General features: G+C 33.6%; 5 protein-coding genes. All 5 read left to right on the top strand.

The window, feature by feature from the left end:
- Positions 1–722: LPXTG cell wall anchor domain-containing protein (locus FJR73_RS10605; RefSeq protein ID WP_140833586.1), on the top strand; the 722-nt coding region annotated here is incomplete at its 5' end.
- A gap of 709 nt (positions 723–1,431) precedes the next feature.
- Positions 1,432–2,061, top strand: a complete 630-nt coding sequence (locus FJR73_RS10520) for a CatB-related O-acetyltransferase (protein ID WP_308851410.1) — start codon at positions 1,432–1,434, stop codon at positions 2,059–2,061.
- 116 nt (positions 2,062–2,177) lie between these two features.
- Positions 2,178–3,062, top strand: coding sequence for a glycosyltransferase family 2 protein (locus FJR73_RS04545; protein WP_140833592.1), 885 nt, complete (start codon positions 2,178–2,180; stop codon positions 3,060–3,062).
- A gap of 467 nt (positions 3,063–3,529) precedes the next feature.
- Complete coding sequence (locus tag FJR73_RS04540) at positions 3,530–5,626, top strand: glycosyltransferase (RefSeq protein WP_140833584.1); 2,097 nt, start codon at positions 3,530–3,532, stop codon at positions 5,624–5,626.
- Entirely contained in the window at positions 5,616–6,482 is an 867-nt protein-coding gene (locus FJR73_RS04535; RefSeq protein ID WP_140833582.1) for a DapH/DapD/GlmU-related protein, read from the top strand. Before FJR73_RS04540 ends, FJR73_RS04535 begins: the two co-directional genes overlap by 11 nt.
- Positions 6,483–6,560: the final 78 nt, after the last annotated feature.

Here is a 6,560-nt window from a genome sequence, read left to right as displayed (position 1 = left end):
CATCAGCTTCTGAATCAGCATCAACAAGTGCGTCAGAATCAGCGTCAACAAGTGCATCTGAGTCAGCATCAACAAGTGCATCTGAGTCAGCAAGCACATCAGCTTCTGAATCAGCATCAACAAGTGCGTCAGAATCAGCGTCAACAAGTGCATCTGAGTCAGCATCAACAAGTGCGTCAGAATCAGCAAGTACATCAGCATCTGAGTCAGCATCAACAAGTGCTTCAGAATCAGCAAGCACATCGGCATCTGAGTCAGCGTCAACAAGTGCATCTGAATCAGCAAGCACATCAGCTTCTGAGTCAGCAAGTACATCAGCTTCAGAATCGGCATCAACAAGTGCGTCAGAATCAGCAAGCACAAGCGCTTCTGAATCAGCATCAACAAGTGCTTCAGAATCAGCAAGCACATCAGCATCTGAATCAGCATCAACAAGTGCATCTGAGTCAGCATCAACAAGTGCGTCAGAATCAGCAAGCACATCAGCTTCAGAATCGGCATCAACAAGTGCGTCAGAATCAGCATCAACAAGTGCTTCAGAATCAGCGTCAACAGACACATTATCTTCTGAAACACCATCAGAATCAGCAGGTAAGTCAAGACAGCAATTGCCAAATACAGGTACAGAAGCTTCTAAGTCATCTGCACTCCTTGGAGCTTTGGCAGCTGTGACTGGTCTAGGTCTGTTTGCGAAACGCCGTAAACGTGATGATGAAGAATAATCGGATTAAAAATACATAGAAAGTATTGTTATTTCGATTTATGAAAAATCCCTTGGATGAAAACTCATCCAGGGGATTTTTTGCATTATTTCGTCGTAAATGTCCACTAATGATCGATAGTTGTATTCGCATTTTTCCTGTACGATTGTAGCCTATGGTAAACAAGACTTTAAGACCTCACTTTACTTGTTGATTAATATCCTTGAAGAAATAAAACTTCATCGGCATGACCTTGAATTGTGTATGATTATATTTCCGAGTTGTTAATTGTATGTAAGTTGCTTTTATTATAAGGCTATTTGTGGTAAGATGTATATAATAACAGAACGCTATATAGTACCTCTATATTAATGGTTAGTAACATTAAATTTGTATAAAAGTTTTAGTTGGATGACAAGTTATTCATATTGTAGACACACTGATAGATATAGTCAATTTAGTTGAAGGGAGAGAGTTTTAATTGCTATCTGGAAAATTCTGTCTATTTTCACATAAAAATAAGCAACACCAACGTTATTTTCAATTCTTATCTGATGGTAAGATTAGAGATATTGGTGGAGCAGGTCATGATAATGAGCGGTTTTGGAAATTAGAAGATTACAAACTTAAATTATATTCTAAGTCAGAGCAACTAACAGCAGTTTTTGAGTGTTGCTATGAAGAAGTAGGTTATTCCTACTGGGAAGGTTTACATCAGGAAACGATTCCCTTGGAAATACGAATATATGATTCGCGTCCAGATTTATTTGATTACCTGACAAAATATACTTGTCGCTATTTGATTGATTACGGAGCCTTAATAGTAGGGAAACATACGTATGGCATTCCACAATTAATTGACTATGACCACGGAGGTCAAGTTATAATTGGTGATTATTGTTCTATTGGGCATAATGTTCAATTTATCACTGCAAATCATGATTTAGAGTTGATTACAACTTATCCATTCAAGAGTTTAGAGGTGTTTTACACGGATGAGTCATTGCAGATGACTGATGACCATATTTTGAAAAGTCCAACTCGAGTTGGTAATGATGTTTGGATTGGTAACAATGCTCAAATCATGGCTGGGGTAACTATTGGAGATGGTGCAGTCATAGCAGCAGGGGCTCTAGTGACCAAGGATGTAGAACCATATGCTGTTGTAGGAGGCAATCCAGCCAAAGTGATTCGTTATCGAATCGCAGAGCCTATTTTCCGTGAACAGATGTTAGAAATTGCGTGGTGGAATTGGCCAGAAGACATTATTTCTGAACGATTGGATAAAATCATGAGTAAGGATATATCAGAATTTATAAGAGAATACTTACCAAATGCAGGGAAAGTTAAATGTGATTAATCTGTTATTAGAAATATTAGAATTAATTTAGAGCATATCTTAAAAAATGCCTACTATACTGAAATCGACTTTGTTTTTTATATATTGCATTAGAAAAGGAGTATATGATTAAAATGATGGAAAAAATTAGTGTTATCATTCCTGTTTATATGTCAGAACTATATCTTGAAAAATGCTTGGATAGTATCGTTCAACAAACCTATCAAAATCTTGAAATTATTTTGATTAATGATGGCTCAACAGATGGTTCAGCAGCAATCTGTCAACGTTATCAAAATCAAGATGAACGTGTTAAAGTCTATCATAAAAGAAACGGTGGGGTTTCTTCTAGCCGCAATCGTGCCTTGGAAGTTGTAACTGGGGATTATATCGTTTTTGTAGATAATGATGACTGGTTGGAGTTGGATCATATCCAAAATCTTTATGATTTATTGAAAAAAACAGATGCAGATATTGCAATCGGAAACTTTACTCAATTTTTAGATGATCAAGCTAGTTTTTTGATTCATGTAGGAACAGATGATTATTTTGAGAAGACTTATACGCCATTTGAATGGTTTTGCCATCAATATGACAGTAAGTATAATTTCAGTCAATGCTTCACAGTTCCGTGGGCGAAGTTATACAAGACGGAGTTGTTTAAAGATATTGTATATCCAACAGATAAAAGTGTAGAGGATGATTACACAACTTATAAAGTTTATCTTCAGACAGATAAAATTGCTTTTATGAATAAGGCTATTTATATCCATAGAAAACGTTCTACAAGTGTTACAAGGACAGTCAATCTTGCAGATGTATATCCCTTAAAGAGTATTGAAGAACGTATGACTATTCTCCAATTGATTGGAGCTCCTCAGGAGTTATTGGATAGAGAAATTCAAGCTTATAAATGGCGATTATCTATTCATGAAGAAGAAACTCTTAAACATGGAGATGTGGAATCTTATCAACAAATTTTGGTCAAAAAAGCAATTGCAGCTAAATATTTTAAAGGTTAGTAAAACACATTTTACAAATTTGTTTTTCTTTATTTTTAGATAGAAAAAGTGGCTTATACTCAAAAATTAGAATGTTATCTAATTTTTGATGTGGGTCGCTTTTTTACGTTTATTAGATAGCTATTCTAAAATAATAAGGCTAGTTATATCAATAAATTCCTAAAAGATACTTGATATGCATATAGACGAGTCATTTTTTAGATGTCTGAGATGAATTAAAAATTTATCTTTAGGATTGATCATTCGAAAATGTTATTGTGTAACTGCAGTAAGATTATAACGCTAAATATTTTAAATTATTCAACTTATATTTTTGCACTATTATACAATTTTTAGTTTAATTATAATTTGATACTGTATGAACGATTCTATCAATGAAATAAATATATTTTTTTAACTTGGAAATTCCTTAATAGCTTAAAAAATAGCAAAAAAATGTTATAATATTAGGAAAGGAGAATAGCTTCATGACTGAAAAAATTACGGTAATTGTACCAGTTTACAATGTTGAAAATTACCTAAATAAATGTTTGGATAGTTTAATTAACCAAACTTATAAAAATCTTGAAATTATCGTTATCAATGATGGCTCTACAGATAATTCGGGTAAAATTTGTCAAGAGTATGCACAAAAAGATAATCGAATTATTTATATTGAAAAAGAAAATGGTGGTCAATCTGAAGCACGAAATATGGGCTTGGATCGAATGACAGGATCTTATGTTACCTTTGTTGATTCAGATGATTGGGTTGAGCCGGATTATGTAGAAGTTCTATATAATAAATTAATTGAGTATCAGGCAGATATTGCAGTTGGGAATTATTACTCATATAATGAACAGGAAGGGATATTCTACTTCCATATATTTGGAAGTTCCTATTATGAGAAAGTGTATGATAATGTCTCTATTTTTGAAAATTTTTATGAATCAGAACATATGAAGAATTTTGCTTTGCTTTGTGTTGGTGGAAAGCTTTATAAAGCAGATTTATTTAGGGAGCTACGTTTTGAAGTAGGTAAATTAGGTGAAGATGGATATCTCAATCAAAAGATTTATTTACTTGCTGAAAAGACAATCTATTTGAATGCAGGTTTATATGCTTACCGCCAGAGAGAAGGAAGTAGTTCTAGGTCGTGGACTGAAAAGTGGATGCATGCTTTAGTAGATGCGATGTCGGAACGTATTACTTTACTAGCTAGTTTAGGCTATCCTTTAGAAAAGCACTTGGCAGTTTATAGTAAGATGTTAGATAGCGTACTATCTAATGGTCAAGCTAGTACCTTATCGGATACTAATACATACAAGGAACTTGCTGCTAAAAAAGTGGTTTTAAGTCAATTAACTACTGAAAAGACAATAGATAAAAAAGCTGTTGTCCTTGCAGCAAATTATGCCTATGTCGAGCAGGTCATGACGACTATTAAGTCCATTTGCTATCATAATCGCTCGATTCGGTTTTATCTGATTAATAGTGATTTTCCTAATGAATGGTTTAAACAATTAAACAAGCGATTGGAAAGATATGACTCAGAGATTATCAATTGTCGGGTTACTTATGAGCAAATTTCGCGTTATAAAACAGATATTAGTTACACAGTATTTTTGCGTTATTTTGTATCTGACTTTGTGCAAGAAGATAAGGCTCTCTATTTAGACTGTGACTTGGTAGTAACTAAAAATTTGGATAACTTGTTTGAAACAGATTTGCAAGACTATCCATTAGCAGCTGTTCGAGATTATGGAGGAAGAGTATACTATGGCAGGGAAATGTTCAATGCGGGTGTTTTACTAATCAACAATCGTTTGTGGAAACAAGAAAACATGTCCCAACGTTTGATAGATTTGACAAATGAGTGGCATGATAAGGTAGATCAAGCGGATCAGAGTATTTTAAATATGCTCTTTGAAAATAGATGGATAGAGATGGAATTTGACAATAACCATGTTGTGATTCATAAGCAATTCACAGATTATGAGTTACCAGCAGGTCAAGATTATCCTGGTATTATCCACTATCTCTCACATAGAAAGCCGTGGTTTGATTTAGCTGCGCAGAGCTATCGTGATGTTTGGTGGTATTATCATAGTCTGGAATGGACAGAGTTGGGCCAAAATCATCATTTACATCCACTACAAAAATCACATATCTATCCTATCAGAGAACCGTTTACTTGTTTAATTTATACGTCTTCAGATCAGATTGAACAAATTGATACATTGATTCAATCCTTGCCTAATATTCAATTTAAGATTGCAGCTAGAGTGATGGTCAGTGATCGTTTGAAACAATTGTTGGTCTATCCAAATGTAACTGTTTATGCTGGGATCAATTATTTAGTAGAACTGGATCAAGAATTAATTGAGACTAGTCAGGTGCTTTTAGACATTAATCATGGTGAAAAAACAGAGGAAATGTTAGATCAATTTTCAAAAAGAGGAAAGTTAATTTTAGCTTTTGAAAATACAAAATATCGTGAAATGGGACAGATAACCTACAAAGTAGAACAAGTTAAAGAAATGATTGAGAAATTAAGAGAAGTGGAAGAAAAACATGGATTTTAAAGATTCTGTAAAGTTATTAGGAGAGTTTCATCATATAGAGATTTCTCCTACTAGTACTATTGAATTAGGAACAGATGTTACATTCCGTTCATTTGTAAGTTTAGAAGTAGCTAATAATGCTAAATTAACACTAGGAAATAGAGTTTTCTTTAATGACCATTGTACGATTCGTTGTGGTAAAGAAATTGAAATTGGTAAGGATACCATGTTTGGAGATGGGGTGAGGATTTTTGACCATAATCATAAATACTCAAATTACCATATCGAAAAAATTCAATTTACTGCTGACAAAATAACGATAGGAAACAATTGTTGGATTGGAACCAATGTTGTCATTTTAAAAGGAGTGACTATTGGAGATAATGTCATAATTGGAGCAAATGCTCTGATTTATAAAGATATACCAGCTAATTCTATCGTTACTTCTCAAGAGGATTTGAAAATCATTCCTAGGAACCAACACCAATTTCATGTTTTTACTTTAACAGCTTCGGACACTTTAGAAAGCCTAGACTATCTTGTTCAAAATCTTCCAGAGGTAGCTTTCCATATAGCAGCTAAAACAAATATTTCGGATCATCTTGAAAGTTTCAATCGTTATGAAAACGTAAATATATACACAAATGTTCATCATGATGATATTATTGAGGACTTGTTGAAGAAATCAGATATTTATTTAGATATCAACCATTGGGGAGAGGTGGATGGTATTGTTAATAGAGCAATAGAACAGAATAAACCTGTCTATACTTTTGAGAATACTAGTCATGATTCAAGTGGATATAGTAAAGTCTTTAGAACAGAAGATGCAAATGGAATGGTGACAGAGATACAAAAAATTTTAGGAGAAAAGTAATTATAGTATGGAAATGAATTAATCAGTATCGCAGATCCAGTCTATAACGTTGAGAATTATTTACGAATGTACTTGGAC

Source organism: Streptococcus sp. D2, assembly GCF_006385825.1.
Taxonomy (GTDB): Bacteria; Bacillota; Bacilli; order Lactobacillales; family Streptococcaceae; genus Streptococcus; species Streptococcus shenyangsis.
This window is presented reverse-complemented; position numbering and strand designations above follow the sequence as displayed.